The 15,223-nt window shown below is 69.6% G+C and carries 14 protein-coding genes; 5 read left to right on the top strand and 9 right to left on the bottom strand.

What is annotated here, in order from left to right; translation table 11 throughout:
• The first annotated feature begins 109 nt into the window (after positions 1-109).
• Entirely contained in the window at positions 110-1,249 is a 1,140-nt protein-coding gene (locus ACPCUW_RS07510) for a DUF3068 domain-containing protein (protein ID WP_423424105.1), read from the top strand.
• 63 nt (positions 1,250-1,312) lie between these two features.
• On the opposite strand, the gene ACPCUW_RS07515 is transcribed toward ACPCUW_RS07510, so the two are convergent.
• Complete coding sequence (locus ACPCUW_RS07515) at positions 1,313-1,753, bottom strand: SgcJ/EcaC family oxidoreductase (RefSeq protein ID WP_423424106.1); 441 nt, start codon at positions 1,751-1,753, stop codon at positions 1,313-1,315.
• Positions 1,754-1,848: 95 nt separating this feature from the next.
• Here ACPCUW_RS07515 and ACPCUW_RS07520 point away from each other — a divergent pair, with 95 nt between their 5' ends.
• Positions 1,849-2,313 carry a MarR family winged helix-turn-helix transcriptional regulator gene (locus ACPCUW_RS07520; RefSeq protein ID WP_064908144.1) on the top strand — a complete coding sequence of 155 codons (465 nt, stop codon included), beginning with the start codon at positions 1,849-1,851 and terminating at the stop codon, positions 2,311-2,313.
• A gap of 18 nt (positions 2,314-2,331) precedes the next feature.
• Here ACPCUW_RS07520 and ACPCUW_RS07525 read toward each other — a convergent pair whose 3' ends face one another.
• Both ACPCUW_RS07525 and ACPCUW_RS07530 read right to left on the bottom strand, forming a co-directional pair.
• Positions 2,332-3,663, bottom strand: a complete 1,332-nt coding sequence (locus ACPCUW_RS07525; RefSeq protein ID WP_423424107.1) for a polysaccharide biosynthesis protein — start codon at positions 3,661-3,663, stop codon at positions 2,332-2,334.
• Positions 3,664-3,734: 71 nt separating this feature from the next.
• Complete coding sequence (locus ACPCUW_RS07530) at positions 3,735-4,238, bottom strand: DinB family protein (RefSeq protein ID WP_104393010.1); 504 nt, start codon at positions 4,236-4,238, stop codon at positions 3,735-3,737.
• Positions 4,239-4,327: 89 nt separating this feature from the next.
• On the opposite strand from ACPCUW_RS07530, the gene ACPCUW_RS07535 reads away from it, so the two are divergent.
• Complete coding sequence (locus ACPCUW_RS07535) at positions 4,328-4,756, top strand: ester cyclase (protein ID WP_423424108.1); 429 nt, start codon at positions 4,328-4,330, stop codon at positions 4,754-4,756.
• Positions 4,757-4,853: 97 nt separating this feature from the next.
• Positions 4,854-6,779, top strand: coding sequence for a hypothetical protein (locus ACPCUW_RS07540; RefSeq protein ID WP_423424252.1), 1,926 nt, complete (start codon positions 4,854-4,856; stop codon positions 6,777-6,779).
• A gap of 50 nt (positions 6,780-6,829) precedes the next feature.
• Here the strand turns inward: ACPCUW_RS07540 and ACPCUW_RS07545 are convergent, their stop codons facing one another.
• The gene (locus tag ACPCUW_RS07545; RefSeq protein WP_423424253.1) at positions 6,830-8,056 is read right to left on the bottom strand and encodes a glycosyltransferase family 4 protein; all 1,227 of its coding nucleotides are present in this window, start codon (positions 8,054-8,056) and stop codon (positions 6,830-6,832) included.
• A 191-nt stretch (positions 8,057-8,247) separates the two neighbouring features.
• Between ACPCUW_RS07545 and ACPCUW_RS07550 the strand changes: the two genes are divergently transcribed.
• A complete protein-coding gene (locus ACPCUW_RS07550; RefSeq protein WP_218399524.1) occupies positions 8,248-9,036 on the top strand; it encodes a class I SAM-dependent methyltransferase in 789 nt (262 codons plus the stop codon).
• Between the two features lie 27 nt (positions 9,037-9,063).
• Here the strand turns inward: ACPCUW_RS07550 and ACPCUW_RS07555 are convergent, their stop codons facing one another.
• The 5 genes from ACPCUW_RS07555 to ACPCUW_RS07575 form a co-directional block, all read right to left on the bottom strand.
• On the bottom strand, positions 9,064-9,348 hold the full coding sequence (locus tag ACPCUW_RS07555) for a hypothetical protein (RefSeq protein ID WP_030514228.1): 285 nt from the start codon (positions 9,346-9,348) through the stop codon (positions 9,064-9,066).
• A gap of 197 nt (positions 9,349-9,545) precedes the next feature.
• Positions 9,546-9,770 carry a hypothetical protein gene (locus tag ACPCUW_RS07560; RefSeq protein WP_064908140.1) on the bottom strand — a complete coding sequence of 75 codons (225 nt, stop codon included), beginning with the start codon at positions 9,768-9,770 and terminating at the stop codon, positions 9,546-9,548.
• A gap of 254 nt (positions 9,771-10,024) precedes the next feature.
• Positions 10,025-11,857, bottom strand: a complete 1,833-nt coding sequence (locus ACPCUW_RS07565; RefSeq protein WP_063011466.1) for a phosphoenolpyruvate carboxykinase (GTP) — start codon at positions 11,855-11,857, stop codon at positions 10,025-10,027.
• 284 nt (positions 11,858-12,141) lie between these two features.
• Positions 12,142-13,752 carry a hypothetical protein gene (locus ACPCUW_RS07570; protein ID WP_423424109.1) on the bottom strand — a complete coding sequence of 537 codons (1,611 nt, stop codon included), beginning with the start codon at positions 13,750-13,752 and terminating at the stop codon, positions 12,142-12,144.
• Positions 13,739-14,881: a hypothetical protein gene (locus ACPCUW_RS07575; RefSeq protein ID WP_423424110.1), complete on the bottom strand. Its 1,143-nt coding sequence runs from the start codon at positions 14,879-14,881 to the stop codon at positions 13,739-13,741. The genes ACPCUW_RS07570 and ACPCUW_RS07575 overlap by 14 nt, the downstream gene beginning before the upstream one ends.
• Positions 14,882-15,223: the final 342 nt, after the last annotated feature.

Raw genomic sequence — 15,223 nt, forward strand, 5'->3', positions numbered from 1 at the left:
GTTAAGGTGCCGGACTGTTAGTGTCGGGGCTCACGAGTGCTTGTGTTATGACCGCACCCGGTTATGAGCGCACCCGGACGAGGCTTGTTCGACGACGAGGAGAGTTTGCATGGCACTCAGTGCCGGTACCAAGAGGACGGTGGCCTGCCTGCTCGTGGGACTCGGTGCGCTGTTGATCGTCGCAGCGATACTGGTCCCGACGTATGGGGTGAGCCAATTGGCCAAAACTCCCCTCGACCTCGAGATCACCACCATCGCATCCAACAAGCCCGACGCCCCGAGCGAGGTGCTGGATTCGAAAACGCTCCTCACGGGCGAGGGTCCGGCGGTGGTCGACAAGAACGTCGGGCTCATCTCGCAGCGCTTCCTCACCGTCGAGGAACCGTCCGGCAAGACCAACATGACCATCCAGGCCGGTCAGACGCTGCGCCGCAAGGACAAGACGGGCGACACCGGCCTGCTGTCGGCGATCATCGACCGCGTCACCATCAACCGCAAGACCGGCCAGCCGATCGACGACGACCCCAACGGCTCGATCGCCACCACCGTCGACAGCAAGGGCAACAGCGTCGCGGATCCGGTGCAGCACACCGGCCTCCAGTACCGCTTCCCATTGGGAACCGAGAAGACGACCTACCCGTACTTCGACATCAACGCCCGCAAGTCGTTCGATATGAAGTTCGTGGAGGAGACCGAGATCAACGATCTGAAGGTCTACCACTTCCGCCAGCAGGTGCCGGCCACCGATCTGTCGAAGGTCACGTCCTCGCCGACCAACCGGCTCACCTTCCCGGCCGCCAAGTGGGGCGTCCCGGGCGAGGGTGACATCACGATGAACCGCTTCTACACCAACACCCGCGACGTGTGGGTGGAGCCGAAGACCGGCACCGTCGTGAACGGCTCCGAGCAGCTGCACCAGTACTACGCGCGCAGCGCGGACAAGCCCGAGGTCACCGCGATCAACACCACGCTGACCTTCGATCCCGACACCGTCCGCTCGCAGTCCGACGAGGCCCGCAAGTATATGGATCAGCTGTCGCTCTACGGCCGCACGCTGCCGATCATCTTCGGTGTGCTGGGCGCGATCTCGCTGATCGCCGGCCTGATCCTGGGCCTGCGCGGCGGCGACGGCACCTCGAAGCCGGGCCGTCTGGTCAAGAAGCCGCAGACCACCCCGCCGAGCGACAAGCCGGGGCAGGCGTTCTCGGAGGCTCCGACGCAGCAGATCGACATCAGTAAGAACCGCTAGGCTTCCGCTCGCACAGTGGCTCCCCGGTTGTCGGACCGGGGAGCCACTGTCGTATTCCGGGCGCTACCGTGCGGCCGGCCGAGCGGCGGGCTGCAGGCGGAAGGTCAGGGCCTCCATCAGGGATTTGCGCTGGGTCTTCTGCACCGCCGCGATCCGCCACCGGCCGTCGGATTCGCGGACCACCGTGTAGGTGGCGAGTTTGCCCAGTTTCTTCGCCTGTCCCTTCGCCGATTCGCCGCGAGTGACGACCACGGCGGTATCGCTGCCGTAGTGGCGGATCTCGACGATGTCGACGGTGAGCCGGGTGCCCTTCAGGAAGCTGTCGAACAGCGCCTGATGCGCGCTGCCGATCTCGGACCCGCCGTGGTAGACGCTGCCCAGGTAGGTGACGTCGGTGGCGTCGGCGGTGAAACACGCCCCGTAGGCGGCGCCGTCACCGCGATTCCACGCGTCCCGGCTGCGCTCGATGAGGGCGCGGATGGCAGTGGTGTCGGTGGCGGTCATGAGCGTTCCCTCTCGTGATATTCTCTGCTTAGAAGATTTTTCTTCTTTGAAGAAGTCTCTTTGTTGAGGAAGAGATTATGAGAGAGGTGCGCCTGGTGTCAACAGCAAGCCGCGACAGCGAGGTCTTTCGGCGCTATCTGAGTTCGGTGGTGCTGCATGCCCAAGCGGGGGCGAAAGCGGTCGGGCTCGGGGCCACCGACCTCTACGCGCTGAACATCCTGGAATTGAGCGGGGCGATGACGCCCGGCGAACTCGGCGCCCGCACCGGGCTCACCACCGGACCCACCACCCGCCTGATCGATCGCCTGGAACAGGGAGGTTACGTGCGCCGGGCGCCGGATCCGGCCGACCGGCGCAAGGTCATCGTCGAACCGGTGGACCGGCCCGCCGGCCTGGACAGCGCCCTGGCCCCCGCGCGCCGCCGAATCGGCGAGATCGTGCGCGGCTACACCCCCGAACAGCGGGAATTGCTGTTCGACTATTTCGCGCGCGCGGCCGAGGCGTACCAGCGCGCGGCCGAGGACATCACCGCCGAGGACGTCACGGAGTCGGACGCATAAGCCGCGCCGACCCCGATGTCACTCGGCCGACAACGGCGAAAGCCGTTCTCCCACAGCAACATCGGTGGCAGCGCGCGGATCGCAACGTACGGTCCGGATCACGACGGCGACCACCAGCGCGGTGACCGTCGCGGCGACTCCGGTGGCCAGCGCGATCAACACGGGCAGGCTGCGTACGAACGGCACGGCGACGCCCACTTCGACCGCCAATCCGATCCAGATCACGACGGCCGGCGCCGTGCGGTCGGCGGCGATGGCCGACAGCAGGGCTCCCTGGAGCACCGCCAACAGCGCGCCGGCGAGCGCGAACAGCCACAGCAGATCCTGGATCGGCGCATAGTCGCGCCCGGCGAACAACGGGGCCAGCGGCGCCAGCACGGCCGCACCCGCCACGGCGACCAGCCCGACCGCCCCCAGCACGCCGAGCGCGGAACGCAGCGCACGCACGGAATGCTGCGGTTGCGCCATCCGCGGATACAGCACGACGCCGACGGCCTGCGGCAGCCAGAAAGCGATCTTGGTGGCGATCGCACCGAGGGCGTAGCGGCTGGCGTCCGCCTCGTCGAGCACGATGCGGGCGACGATCAGATCCGCGGACGAGAGCGCCATCAACGCGGCTTGAACCTGTGCGGCGCGCAGGACCGCGCCCACGCCGGCGGCCCGCACCGCCCCGGCCCGCGCACCGGTTCCCCGGGCCTCGCCGGCAACGGGGGCCTCCGCGACTTCGGCCGCGTCCGGCGGCAACGGGGGCGAGCCGGCATCCCTCGCCGAGAGTGCGAGGCGCGCGATCCGGTTCGCCGCAACGGTGGCCACCAGCAGGCCGAGGGCAGCGCCCCAGAGCGCGGCAGCGGCACCCGCCCCGACGGCCAGCGCGATCAGCGCCGGAGCTACCCGGGCGATCGCCGAACCACCGAGAACGATTGCGAGCGAACGGAATCGGTTCGTTCCCTGCAGAATGCCCTGCTCCCCGGAGAGCAGTACCAGCACCGGCGCCGCGATCAGCGCCCCGCCCGCGGCGGGTGCCGGCACGTGCAGCAGCACCGCGACGAGGGGTATGAGCGCGAGTGCGACAACCGCCACGATCAGCGCGCAGCGCCGGGTCAAACCGCGCACCGTCGCCACCGCGGCGCCGCGCACCAGCTCCCGTGCGACCACATTCTGCAGGGCCAACGCCGGCACCGCGGCCAGCAACTGCACGGCCAGCAGGCTCGCGAAGGCGCTGTAGCCGGCCACGCCCAGCCAGCGCCCGGCCAGCAGTTGCAGCAGATAGCCGGCGATATTCGCGGTCATGGCCCCAGCGGTCACCAGGGTCATATCCGCGACCACGGGTAGACGGCGCAGGGCAGGCATCCCGCCATGCTCCCACCTCGTCCCCGCCCGGAACAGCCGAGGCCCGCCGGTACGCCGTCGGGCGGCTGTTTTCAGTCCTCGTCCGCCAGCTGGCGCCGCACGTCGAGCAGATGGTGGCGGACCTCGTGGACGGTGTGGACCGCCACCCAGCGCAGTTCGCGCTCGACGCGATCGGGGTAGTTGTACAGAACGCGGCGGTCCCAGTCGTCCTCGGCGAGGCGGTCGAGCACATTCGCGAGCAGTCGCGCCGACACGAGCAGTTCCTGCGCCACGTCGGCGGGATCCTGGTCGGCGTAGCCGTCGTGATCGGCACGTTCGTCGCGGCCCATGGTGAGCAGGGCCGGGCGGTCGGTGCGGCGCGCCAGCAGGACGCGTTCCCGCTGCACGAGCAGGACGTCGCGGACGTGGCAACCGTACTCGAGCGGCGACCACAGCTGCGGAAGGCGGCGACGCTCCGCGTCGGGGCAGTCGTTCAGGGTCGCCGCCAGCTCGGTGACGCCCGCGACGATCGCGCCCGCGGCCTGCGGCGACTCGGCCGGCCGGTACTCGAAACCGCATTCGGCGCATCGATCCATGAACAACCCCTCATCTCGCCGCGTTGACACCATCTCACTGAGACCATACCTTTAGTATCAACGATACGGTCTCAATGTGAGGGTTGGCTATGTCGATCGAAGCGAACAAGGACGTCATTCGCCGATTCATGAAGGTCGGCGACGCAGCGACCAGGGATCTGGCGGCAATCTGGGACAGCTTCACGCCGGATTGCACCTTCCCGACCCTCGCCGCCCGCACCGGTCGCGCCGATTTCACCGTGCAGGACTACCGCGCGTTCCTGCTCGACTACTTCCGCGCGCTTCCCGATGCCACCTTCACCGTGGACGAGCTGATCGCCGAGGACGACCGGGTCTGGGCCCACATCACGATCCGCGGCACCCATTCCGCGGAATTGCGCGGCGTCCCGGCGACCCACCGGCCGGTGCAGTACACCCAGCTCGGCCTGTACACGATCCGCGAGGGGAAGATCGCTCGGGCTCGTGCGGTATTCGACGACGTGACGTTGCTGCGCCAGATCGGCGTGCGAGTTCAGTAGCACCGGACGGGCGACCGTCGCCGGCATTGCGGCCGACGTAGGGTGACTCAGCGTGACCGGGGCTCGAGAACACGGCGACGACACCAGAAGCTCGCAGCTGCCTGCGGCCGCCGCGCCGAGGTGGGCTCGGATCGTTCCCGTGGCCTACAGCCTGGCGCTCGCCCTGATCGTGGTCGGGCCGCTGCTGGCGCCGGGTTATCTGCTGCTGCGCGACGGCGTGAGCACGCCCCGGTCGTATCCGACCGATGCGGCACTGGGCCTGGGTGACGCGGCGCCGCGGGCCGTGCCACAGGACGGATTGCTCGCGGCACTGTCGGTGGTGGTGGACGGCGGGATCGTCGTCAAGGCCATCCTGGTGCTGGCACTCACGGCCGCCGGATGGGGTGCGGCCCGGCTCGCGCACACCCTGCTGGGGGTCTCCCTGGCTCCCCGGCTCGTCGCCGCGACGGTCGCGATCTGGAATCCCTATGTCGCCGAACGGCTGCTGCAGGGACATTGGAGCCTGCTGGCCGGATACGCGGCACTGCCCTGGACCGTCGTCCTCGGACAACGGATACGGACCGGCGGCGCCCGGGAGCCGGCCGGTGAGGGAGCGGAGCGGACCACCGACGATCACCGGCCCCGTCGGGGGCTACCGGCCGCCGCCGCGCCGTGGTCGATGCTGGGCGGCGTCCTCGCCGCGGCGGGTTTGACCCCGACCGGTTCGCTACTGGCGGGCGTGCTGGCGATTCTCACGGTGGGCCGGCGCAATGTCGTCGGCGCGGTGGCGCTGTGGCTGGTGAGCGCCAGTCCGTGGCTGGTGGCTACCGCACTGTCCGGTAGCGGGGCCGAACCGTCCGATCCGGCGGGGGTGGCGGCCTTCGCCGCGCGGGCCGAACCGGGGCTCGGCACGCTGGGGAGCCTGGCCGGACTCGGTGGGATCTGGAACGGCGAGGCGGTACCCGGCTCCCGGACAACGCTTTTCGCGGTGTTGTCGACTCTCGTCCTGCTGGCGATCGTCGTCTCGGGCGTGCGCGCGGTGGCAGCCCGGGGTGAACGATCCACGCGTTATCCCCGGCGGATGTTGCTGGTACTGGCCGCCGTCTGCATCCTGCTGCCGGCCCTGGGGGCTACGGGGTGGGGGCTCGCCATCGGCGAATCCCTGATCGCGCGCATCCCCGGCGCCGGACTGCTGCGCGACACCCAGAAATACGTCGCCCTTGCCATGCCCGCGTACGCCCTGTGCGCGGCGGCGGGCTGTCGCGCCCTCGCCGCACTCGGCCGCCGACACAGCACGGAGATCGCGAAACAGACTGCGCCACAAGCGGACCAGACGAATACGAGCAGCCCGTCGGCAACGCCGTCACCACGAGCGGCGGATGCGGACCGACCGTCGAACGCTGGTGGCGAGCCGGTGCAGACCGAACCTGTTGCCGCGCAACCGCTTACCGCCCTGCTGTTCATCGCCGCGCTGATCCTCACCCTTCCCGACCTGGCGTGGGGAGTGGGCGGAGCACTGCGACCGGTGCACTACCCGCCGGCGTGGCAGCGGGTCGCCGCGGTGGTCGACGGTCCCGGTGACGTCGCCGTATCGCCCGCGGGGATGTTCCGCGTATTCCCCTACAGCGGACGGGTGCCGGTGCTGGATCCGGCGCCGCGCATGCTGCGGTCGGATGTTCTGCAGACAGGGGTGCTGCCGGTCCGGGGCCGAGTGGTGGCGGGCGAGGGGGCACGGGCCCAGCGAGTGGAAAACCTTCTGCTCCGGGGAGCGGCACCCGCCGACCTCGCCGCCCACGGCGTCGGGTGGATTCTCGTCGAACATCGCACGCCGGGAGCGGTCGGCGATGCGAAGACCACGCTGGGCGCGCTACAGCCGGTGTACTCCGACGCCGATCTGACGCTGTACCGCGTACCGGGCGCACGGGACGTGGCCACGGCCACCGCCACCGACCGCACCGTAGCCGTCGCCGCGCACGCGCTCTGGGCCGCTCTGCTCCTGGCCGGCCTCGTCGCGGCGCCGGCCGACAGGCGACGGAGGAGATGATCCACACGGATCGACAGGCGTGCCGTCGGCCGGCAGATATCGTCCGCTGATCAGCGCAGAGTCGGCGCGACGCGGTCGTCTCGCAGCGGCGCCGACGTCGCAGCGGCCACCGTCGCACGTCCCGTCACCAGCCCCGAGATGAACCGCCTCCGGGCGGCAGCGGCCAGGACCTCACCGACTCCGGTACCCGTCTGCTCCCAGGAGAACTCGCGAGCTCGCGTACGAGCCTTCTCCCCCATGACAATTCGCGCCTCGGAGTCGGCGAGCAGTTCCCCGACGGTCTCGGTGAGCTGGCTGGAGTCGTCCACCAGCACCCCGGTCACGCCGTCGACGATGGAGTCGGTGAGCCCCCGTGAACTGCGGTAGCCGATGGTCGGGACGCCGTGCTGCGCGGCCTCGATCACCGCGAGACCCCACCCTTCCTTGCGGGAGGGCAGCACCTGAACCCAAGCGCGGGAAAGCAATTCGTGCTTGCGCGCTTCGTCGACGAAGCCGTGGAATTCCACCGCGTCGGCGATACCCGAGCGATGCGCGCGGTCTTTCAGATTGTCGGCCCACCAGCCGTCGCCGATCACGTCGAGGCGCAGACCGGGCAGGCGGTCGCGCAGACCCGCGACGACGTCGAGCGCGTCCTCGATCTGCTTGTGCGGCACCAGCCTCGACAGCACGACGATGCTCGGATACGGGGTGCGGGTCGATTCGCCACCGGTCGGCGCTTGCGCGGGTACGGGTTCGGCACCGTTACGCACCACCGCGATTCGCGTCGCATCGACCCCGAGCGAGGCGAGCTCCTCCGCGGAGGGCAGCGATACGGTCAGATATTGGTCGCGCCGATGGACCCGCGGGGACAGTCGCGATTCGATCCACCAGCCGATCCGCCCGACCACGCGACCCGCCACCGGCCACTGCTCCCGATGGCCGTGGTGCACCAGGACTACCGAGGGCGCCCCGGAGACCGTCCGGGCGAAGAACGGAATGCCGTTCTGGGTGTCGATCACCGCGTCCGGCCGCACTCCGCGCAGCGGGCCGAAGCCCAGCCGCCCGGCCGCGATGGCGGCCAGCGCGCGCGGATAGACGGTGAAGCGCCCGCCGGCCCGGCTGATCTCGATGCCGTCGATACGCTCCCGGCGCGGCGCGCCCGGATAGTGCGCGGTCCGCAGCGTCACCTTCACCCCGCGTGCCGCCAACTGCGCACCCACCTGCTCGAGATACCGCTCGCTCCCGCCGCCCTGCGGATGTCCCGTATCGCGCCAGCACAGCAGCAGGACTTCCCGCACGTCAGCACTCGGGTGGGCCTCGTTCTCGCCGCCGCCGGGCCCACAGAGCTGCGCCACGGCAGCGCGCTCGCGAGGGCCGATTTCGGGCACGGCAGTTCTCCAGATCGTTCACGTCGGACGACAGTGGGGTCCACCATAGCCGCCGACGGCCGTTCCGGGTCGCTGCGGTGGCCGCATAGACTGGCGCGGCCATGCTTCGATCCGACGCAACCGGACCGCGTCCCCGCTTCGCGCGCCGGGCCACCCTTCGCCGTTCACTGCGCCTGTTGGGCAGTTTCCGCTTCGAACAAACCGATCCGGCGCGGTTCTACGGCGGGATCGCCGCCGATACCGCCGACCTGATCGCCGATTTCTATCGCGATCTGACCGGCCGGGACCTCAGCGGCACCGTGATCGTCGACGTGGGCGGGGGCCCCGGCTACTTCGCGGACGAATTCGCGGCGGCAGGCGCGCGCTATCTGCCGATCGAACCCGATCCGACCGAAATGCACGCCGCCGGGCTCACCGTCGCCGGCGCGGTCCGCGGATCCGGAATGGCGCTGCCCATCCGCGACGACGCCGTCGACATCTGTCTTTCCTCGAATGTCGCCGAACATGTGCCACAGCCGTGGGTGATGGCCGACGAGATGCTGCGTATCACCAAACCGGGCGGTCTGATGGTGCTTTCCTACACGGTGTGGCTCGGACCGTTCGGCGGGCACGAGACCGGCCCGTGGCACTACCTCGGCGGTGAGTTCGCGGCCCGGCGCTACACCCGCCGCACCGGAAAGCAGCCCAAGAACCGCTTCGGCAGCTCCCTGTTCGCCGTCAGCGCCGCCGACGGGCTGCGATGGGCGCGCGAAACCGGCGGCCGGGCCCGGATCCTCGCCGCTTTCCCCCGCTACCACCCGCGCTGGGCGTGGTGGGTGACGCGCATACCGGGCGTGCGGGAACTACTGGTCAGCAATCTGGTCGTCGTCGCGACCAAACCCCTCCGCTGAGCCGCATCCGGATCTACTCGGGCCGATCTACTCCAGCCATCCCCGCCGACGGGTGCGCCGCGCCGGTTCGCTCCACGGCGGCTCCTGCATGGCGAGGCCGACGGTTTCCAGCGGGGTCAGGCCGACGCGGTCGGCGAGTGAGCGGACCGCCGCCACCGCCTCGGCCGCCTGCAGCGCCGCCGTCGCCTGTTCGAGCGTCAAGGTCCGGCCGGGCAGAAAGGACACCACCCAGCCCCCGGTACCGACGGACCTTGCCTGATGTGGGGTCTGATCACTGGTCATCAGCGATCGGCCGACCACGTGCACCGCCATGATTCGGACTCCCCTGCGATTGCATCTGTAAAATCGTCCGGCAATGTTGCTCTAAGCATGCTCTGCAATCACAGGAAACGCAATAGTGCGTTTTGCGAAAAGCGAACCGCGAGGTAGGATTTCGCGCCTCCCGGCTGGGCGATCGGTCCGGGATGTCCGCTGCGCGCAGTACGTGACGCCAGGGACTGTGCGCCGAATCAATTCTCGGACAAGCGAACTCGCAGCACCGGCTGCGGATTTTCGTGCGGGCGCGGCGCGGCGAGGTCGATGTCGACCTGCCATCCAGGGGGGAGTACGGCCTGCAAGCGGGCCGCGGCACGCTGCAGCGGCGTACTCGCCGCCGTCGGCGTGAAGTCCGCTTCCGGATCGGCCCACCGCGCGCCGGCTAATCCCGAGACAGCATCGAACCCGAGTTCTGTCATGCCTACACCCACCTCCCACATACCCCGACCGGTCGGCCAGACAACGGAATCCACGAGCACCTGCAAGCAGTCAGTTCAGCCGAGTAGTTAATTCCCCGCAACCACGGGGAGTATTCGTGAGATGCAGAACACAATCAGAATAGGACAAGCGCGCCATTCCGCACGCGGAACCGCGGAAATGACGAGCCGCCCGCCCCGTCGCAAAGACGGTGCGGGCGGCTCGCTTTCGTCGTTCGGTGAACGGCGTCGTCCGACTAGCCCAGGCGCTGCTTGAGCGCCTCGAATTCGTCACGCACGCCCGAGGGCAGCTTGTCGCCGACGAATTCGAACCACTCCTCGATCAGCGGGATCTCCTTGCGCCACTCGTCGAGGTCGACCTTCAGCGAGGCGTCGACGTCGGCGGGGTCTACGTCCAGACCCTCGAGGTCCAGGTCGCCGGCGGTGGGCACATTGCCGATCGCGGTGGCCTCGGCCTCGGCCTTGCCCTCGATCCGGTTGACGATCCACTCCAGCACGCGGGAGTTCTCGCCGAAGCCCGGCCACAGGAAGCGGCCGTCGTCGCCGCGGCGGAACCAGTTGACGTAGAAGATCTTCGGCAACTTGGTGGCGTCGGCGTTCTTGCCCAGGTTGATCCAGTGGTTCATGTAGTCACCGACGTGGTAGCCCATGAACGGCAGCATGGCCATCGGATCGCGGCGCACGTTGCCGACCTTGCCCTCGGCGGCGGCGGTCTGCTCGGAAGACATTGTGGCGCCCATGAATACGCCGTGTTGCCAGTCGAAGGACTCTGTCACCAGCGGGATCGTGGTCTTGCGGCGGCCGCCGAACAGGATCGCCGAAATCGGCACGCCCTGCGGGTCGTCCCACTCCGGGGCGAGGGTCGGGCACTGCGACATCGGCGTGCAGTAACGCGAGTTCGGATGCGCGGCAAGCGTTTCGGTCTCGCGCAGGTACCAGTCGTTACCCTTCCAGTCGATCAGGTGGTCGGGCTCGCCCTCGAGTCCCTCCCACCAGACGTCGCGGTCGTCGGTCAGCGCGACGTTGGTGTAGACGGTGTTGCCGGCCTCGAGCGTCGCCATCGCATTCGGGTTCGACTTGTGGTTGGTGCCGGGGGCGACGCCGAAGAAGCCGAACTCCGGGTTCACCGCGTACAGGCGGCCGTCCTCGCCGAAGCGCATCCACGCGATGTCGTCACCCAGGGTCTCCGCGCGCCAGCCCGGAACGGTCGGCTGCAGCATCGCCAGGTTCGTCTTACCGCAGGCGCTCGGGAACGCGGCGGCGACGTAGTAGTTCTTGTTCTCCGGGGAGATGAGCTTGAGGATCAGCATGTGCTCGGCCAGCCAGCCCTCGTCGTGCGCCATCGCCGAGGCGATGCGCAGCGAGTAGCACTTCTTGCCCAGCAGCGCGTTGCCGCCGTAGCCCGAACCGTAGGACCAGATCTCGCGGTCCTCGGGGAAGTGGGTGATGTACTTGGTGTCGTTGCACGGCCAGGGGACATCTGCCACGTCGCCCGTCAAAGGCGCACCGACCGAATGCAGCGCCTTCACGAACGGGCGATCGGTGCCCAGCTTCTCCAGCGCGGCCTTGCCCATGCGGGTCATCACGCGCATCGACACCACGACGTATTCGGAGTCGGTGAGCTCGACGCCGAGCTTCGGGTCCGCGGCGCCCAGCGGGCCCATGCAGAAGGGCACCACGTACATGGTGCGGCCCTTCATGCTGCCGCGGTACAGCTCGGTCATGGTGGCGCGCATCTCGTTCGGGTCGACCCAGTTGTTGGTCGGGCCGGCGTCGGCCTCGGTGCGCGAACAGATGAAGGTGCGCGACTCGACGCGGGCGACGTCGGAGGGGTCCGACAGCGCGAGGAAGGAATTCGGCTTCTTGTGCTCGTTGAGCTTCTGGAAGGTGCCGGCCGCGACCAGTCGGTCGGTCAGCCGGTCCCATTCCTCATCGGAACCGTCGGCCCAGACGACCCGCTCCGGCTGGGTGAGCTCTGCGACCTCCTGCACCCAGGCGAGCAGTCCGGCATGCTTGGTCGGCGCGGTGCCATCGGATCCGTGAAGACCAGGAATGGTCGCTGAGGTCATGAAAACTCTCCTGAGATGAGCGGCGGGCCAGAGAGCTGCCGAAACAGCTTTCAACACCAGGAAGGCCGCCGTTGGCTGTGGACATCCGCCCGGCTCGCCGAACAGCACGCCCCGGCTGGGCGGCGTACGAGAACGAGACGGACACCCGGATTCCTTAAGTAAAGAGGTTAACGCGGTGTGACGGTCGGTACGGAATGGGGTTGCTCACTCGGGACCCGGTCGAAACCTTCCCACCTCACCAGGACCGCAGCTGTGCGGAACCGGCAAACCACCACGGGGCCGGATCACCCGGCGACCGCGACCCGCAGGATCGCCAGATCGCGTTCGCATGCGGCCACTCGGGCAGGCTGTTCGGCGGCCGCGCGGCGCAGTTGCCCCTCCAGCTCCGCGACCCGGCGATCGGCCTCGACCACGCGGGCGGTGCTCGCGCGCACCACCTGTTCGGTCAGCTCGGACTCGGCCTCCACCAGGGCCGTCGCCACCCGCTGCTCCAGCTGGGCCTTCACATTGACCAGCACATCGGTCACCCATTGCCGCAGATGTGCCCGATCGGCCAGATGTCCCCGGGCCCCCACCACCCACCACGCCACGCCCGCGCCGAGGGCCAGGGTGACCGGCACGGTGGCGTAATCCAACGCCGGCACCAGCGACAACGGCGCAACGATCAACCGGCCGAGGCCGAAACCCGCCGATGCGCCCAGGGCGATCATCAGCCGATCCTCGACGCCGCGGTGGCGGCGCTCCGGATCGGGCCCGACCCGGGGTGCGGGATCGGTCGGCGGAGCCGGCGGTGAGGCGAGCGTGGGCTGTGGTTCCGACCCCGCCACGGCCTCGATCTGGCGGGCGAGTTCGGCCAGGCGGTGACGGACCACGCCGTCGAGTTCGGCGGTGGCCTGATTCACCGCCGCCTGCAGCAGATCGGGATAGCCGCGCACCGAGCGGCGGTCGAGACGGTCCAGATCGGCACGGGCGGTGGCGTTCACGGTGCGGACGCGGGCGCCGACCTCGTGCGTCAGATCGACCCGGGCCAACTGCAGCCGATTACGCAGGGCGCCCAGGGCCTGGGCGCGGCCACCGTCGCGCCCGGCCAGCGCGGCGGTACGTTCGGCGCGCAGGGCGGCGACCGCGCTGCCCGAGCGCAGCGCCTCGATCTGGCTCAGCACCCGGGCGCGGGTGTCGGCGAGCACCCGAGCGGTGACCTCGGCCAGTCGCTCGGGGCCGATCTGGGCCCCGACGGCGGCGCTGAGCTGGGCGTGCAGGGCGGCAAGGCCGGAGCGGTCCAGGAGCGCGGCGTCGCCGCTGCCGCGCGCGGCCACGGCCAGGCGCGCCGAGACCGGAAGAATCTCGGGCTCGGCGCCGAGCGCCCGGGCCAGCATGGCGGTATCGCGATCCAGTACCGAACGCCAGTCGGGATGGGCGTGAATGCCGTTCATGGCGAACAGCATTCGCGTTCCCACCGCCCGCAGGCGGGCGACCGGATCGAGCAGTGCGGCGCCGACGGCGGCGCCGGGGTCCACCAGCACGAGCGCCACCGGCGGTCCGCTGCCGGGGCCGAAATCGGTGGCGGCGACCAGGGTTGCCGGGTCGGTGACCGGATCGGTGAGCGCTACGCGCGGTTCGAAGCGGGACAGTTCGGTACGCAGCAGGGTGGTGTTGGCGTCGTCGGGACCGATGACCGTCACCGACACCGGCTGTGTCGCAATGACTTCCGCATGTGTCGCCGCGACTCCGTTCGGCGCGACGGGATTCGGGCCCGGTTCGGCGGGAACCGCGCGCAGCAGCGCGCCGCCCTGCGGATTCCATCGCTCGACGACGGCCAGCACCTCGGGATCCACCCCGCCCGCCCGCCGACTGTTCAGCTCGGCCGGCGATCCGGGTACCTCACAGTCCGGCACTACTCATCCGCTCCCACATCCGCATATATCCGTTGTGCAGCCGGATCGCGGCGCGGCGAGCGGCGGCCGGCATATCGCTGGCGGCCACCGCGCGCCAGCGTTGCGCGCGAACCAGCGCGTCGTCGGCGTCGGCCGGTGTCGCCGACGGATATCCGGCCGCGAGATGACGGACCTCCGGGCGAACTAGTCCGGCCTGCAGCGCGGTCCACAGCGCCTCGTCACCGGCCAGGTAGTCCTCGATCAGGTCGCGGGCGCGCCCACCGTCACCCTGCGGGATCGCGCGCGCGGCGATGCGAGCCAGATCGTCGAGCAGATCACCGCCGCGCAAGGCCGCGAGCTGCTCATAGCGCTGGTGCAGGCGCGCGTGCACGGGATCGATCCCACTCACGGCATGCAGCAGCTGCAGCAACTGCTGCGGTCCCAACTCCGGTTCGTGACGCAGTGCGGCCAGGGCGCAGCTCACCCCGTGCAGGCCCCAGCGCTCCAGCAGCGCCCGGCGATCGGCCACATCGGGCCCGGCCGATTGGTCGACGAACAGTTCCGGGGAGAGCGTGAGCGCCGCGCCGCCACCGGCCGCGTGGCGGCGCAGCGTGCGCAGATCGTCGTCGCTCGGGGTGCCGGCGCGGGTGCGCACGGCCAGTTCGGCGACCATCGGCGCCACCGGAACACCCAGCACGTGCGCCGCCTGATCGGCGGCCACCACCGCATCGCCCCAACGCGAGCCCACGGCATCGGCCTTGTTGAGTACGACCATCGTGGTTTCGGGCCGCAGGGATTCGAGGACGCGACGATCGGCGGCCTGCAGCGAACCCGCCAGCACGTAGACGACGAGATCGGCGTCGAGCACCGGATCCGGCACGCCCGGCTGATCCACCGGCGCGGTCTCCTCCGCCGACATCAGGGCCAACGCCCGCAACAGCGTCGATTTCCCGGCGCCGGCCCGGCCGGTCACCTGAATCCGCAGCGGCCGCCGGAAGGCCACGGCCGCGCTCGCCAGCTGATCGGCGACGCCCGGGGCGGACCCGGCGCCGACGCGCACCGTGGCGATGAGTTGCTCGAGTTCCGGTGCGGGCCCGCCGTGGTCGTTCAGCAAGCCCGGCGAAGCGCTGGTTGCAGTGGCTCTCGACACAGGTGATACCCCCTTCCGGCGGCAAATTCTGTCAGAAGACGCGGCGGTTGTCGGCACCGACCGGATTTTCACCGGCGCGCCCGATCGTCGTTGCGCCACACAGCGATGTGTAATCGATCACACGAAACCGCCTGCCCGAGCTCGCGACCGGCGACGATGGCCTGCGGCTCGACCATCACCGCAGGTGAGCGGTAATTGGCGCGGAATTGGGAATCTCTCCGGTGAAACGGTGGTTGTGCTTGTGTCACAGCATAATTCGACAGTGGTGAACTATCGGGTCATGGATTCGATCACCTACGCTGAAGCCGCCGGCGGCACCGCCGGTGCGCGGCCTCGGCGGTG

Source organism: Nocardia sp. AB354, from assembly GCF_049538315.1.
Taxonomy (GTDB): domain Bacteria; phylum Actinomycetota; class Actinomycetes; order Mycobacteriales; family Mycobacteriaceae; genus Nocardia; species Nocardia nova.

What these genes read in the sequence shown, in the direction of transcription:
- ACPCUW_RS07510 (WP_423424105.1), top strand. Translation starts at nt 110, where the DNA reads ATGGCACTCAGTGCCGGTACCAAGAGGACGGTGGCCTGCCTGCTCGTG.
- ACPCUW_RS07515 (WP_423424106.1), bottom strand. Translation starts at nt 1,753, where the DNA reads ATGACCGCCACCGACACCACTGCCATCCGCGCCCTCATCGAGCGCAGC.
- ACPCUW_RS07525 (WP_423424107.1), bottom strand. Translation starts at nt 3,663, where the DNA reads ATGCCTGCCCTGCGCCGTCTACCCGTGGTCGCGGATATGACCCTGGTG.
- ACPCUW_RS07530 (WP_104393010.1), bottom strand. Translation starts at nt 4,238, where the DNA reads ATGGATCGATGCGCCGAATGCGGTTTCGAGTACCGGCCGGCCGAGTCG.
- ACPCUW_RS07535 (WP_423424108.1), top strand. Translation starts at nt 4,328, where the DNA reads ATGTCGATCGAAGCGAACAAGGACGTCATTCGCCGATTCATGAAGGTC.
- ACPCUW_RS07550 (WP_218399524.1), top strand. Translation starts at nt 8,248, where the DNA reads ATGCTTCGATCCGACGCAACCGGACCGCGTCCCCGCTTCGCGCGCCGG.
- ACPCUW_RS07555 (WP_030514228.1), bottom strand. Translation starts at nt 9,348, where the DNA reads ATGGCGGTGCACGTGGTCGGCCGATCGCTGATGACCAGTGATCAGACC.
- ACPCUW_RS07560 (WP_064908140.1), bottom strand. Translation starts at nt 9,770, where the DNA reads ATGACAGAACTCGGGTTCGATGCTGTCTCGGGATTAGCCGGCGCGCGG.
- ACPCUW_RS07565 (WP_063011466.1), bottom strand. Translation starts at nt 11,857, where the DNA reads ATGACCTCAGCGACCATTCCTGGTCTTCACGGATCCGATGGCACCGCG.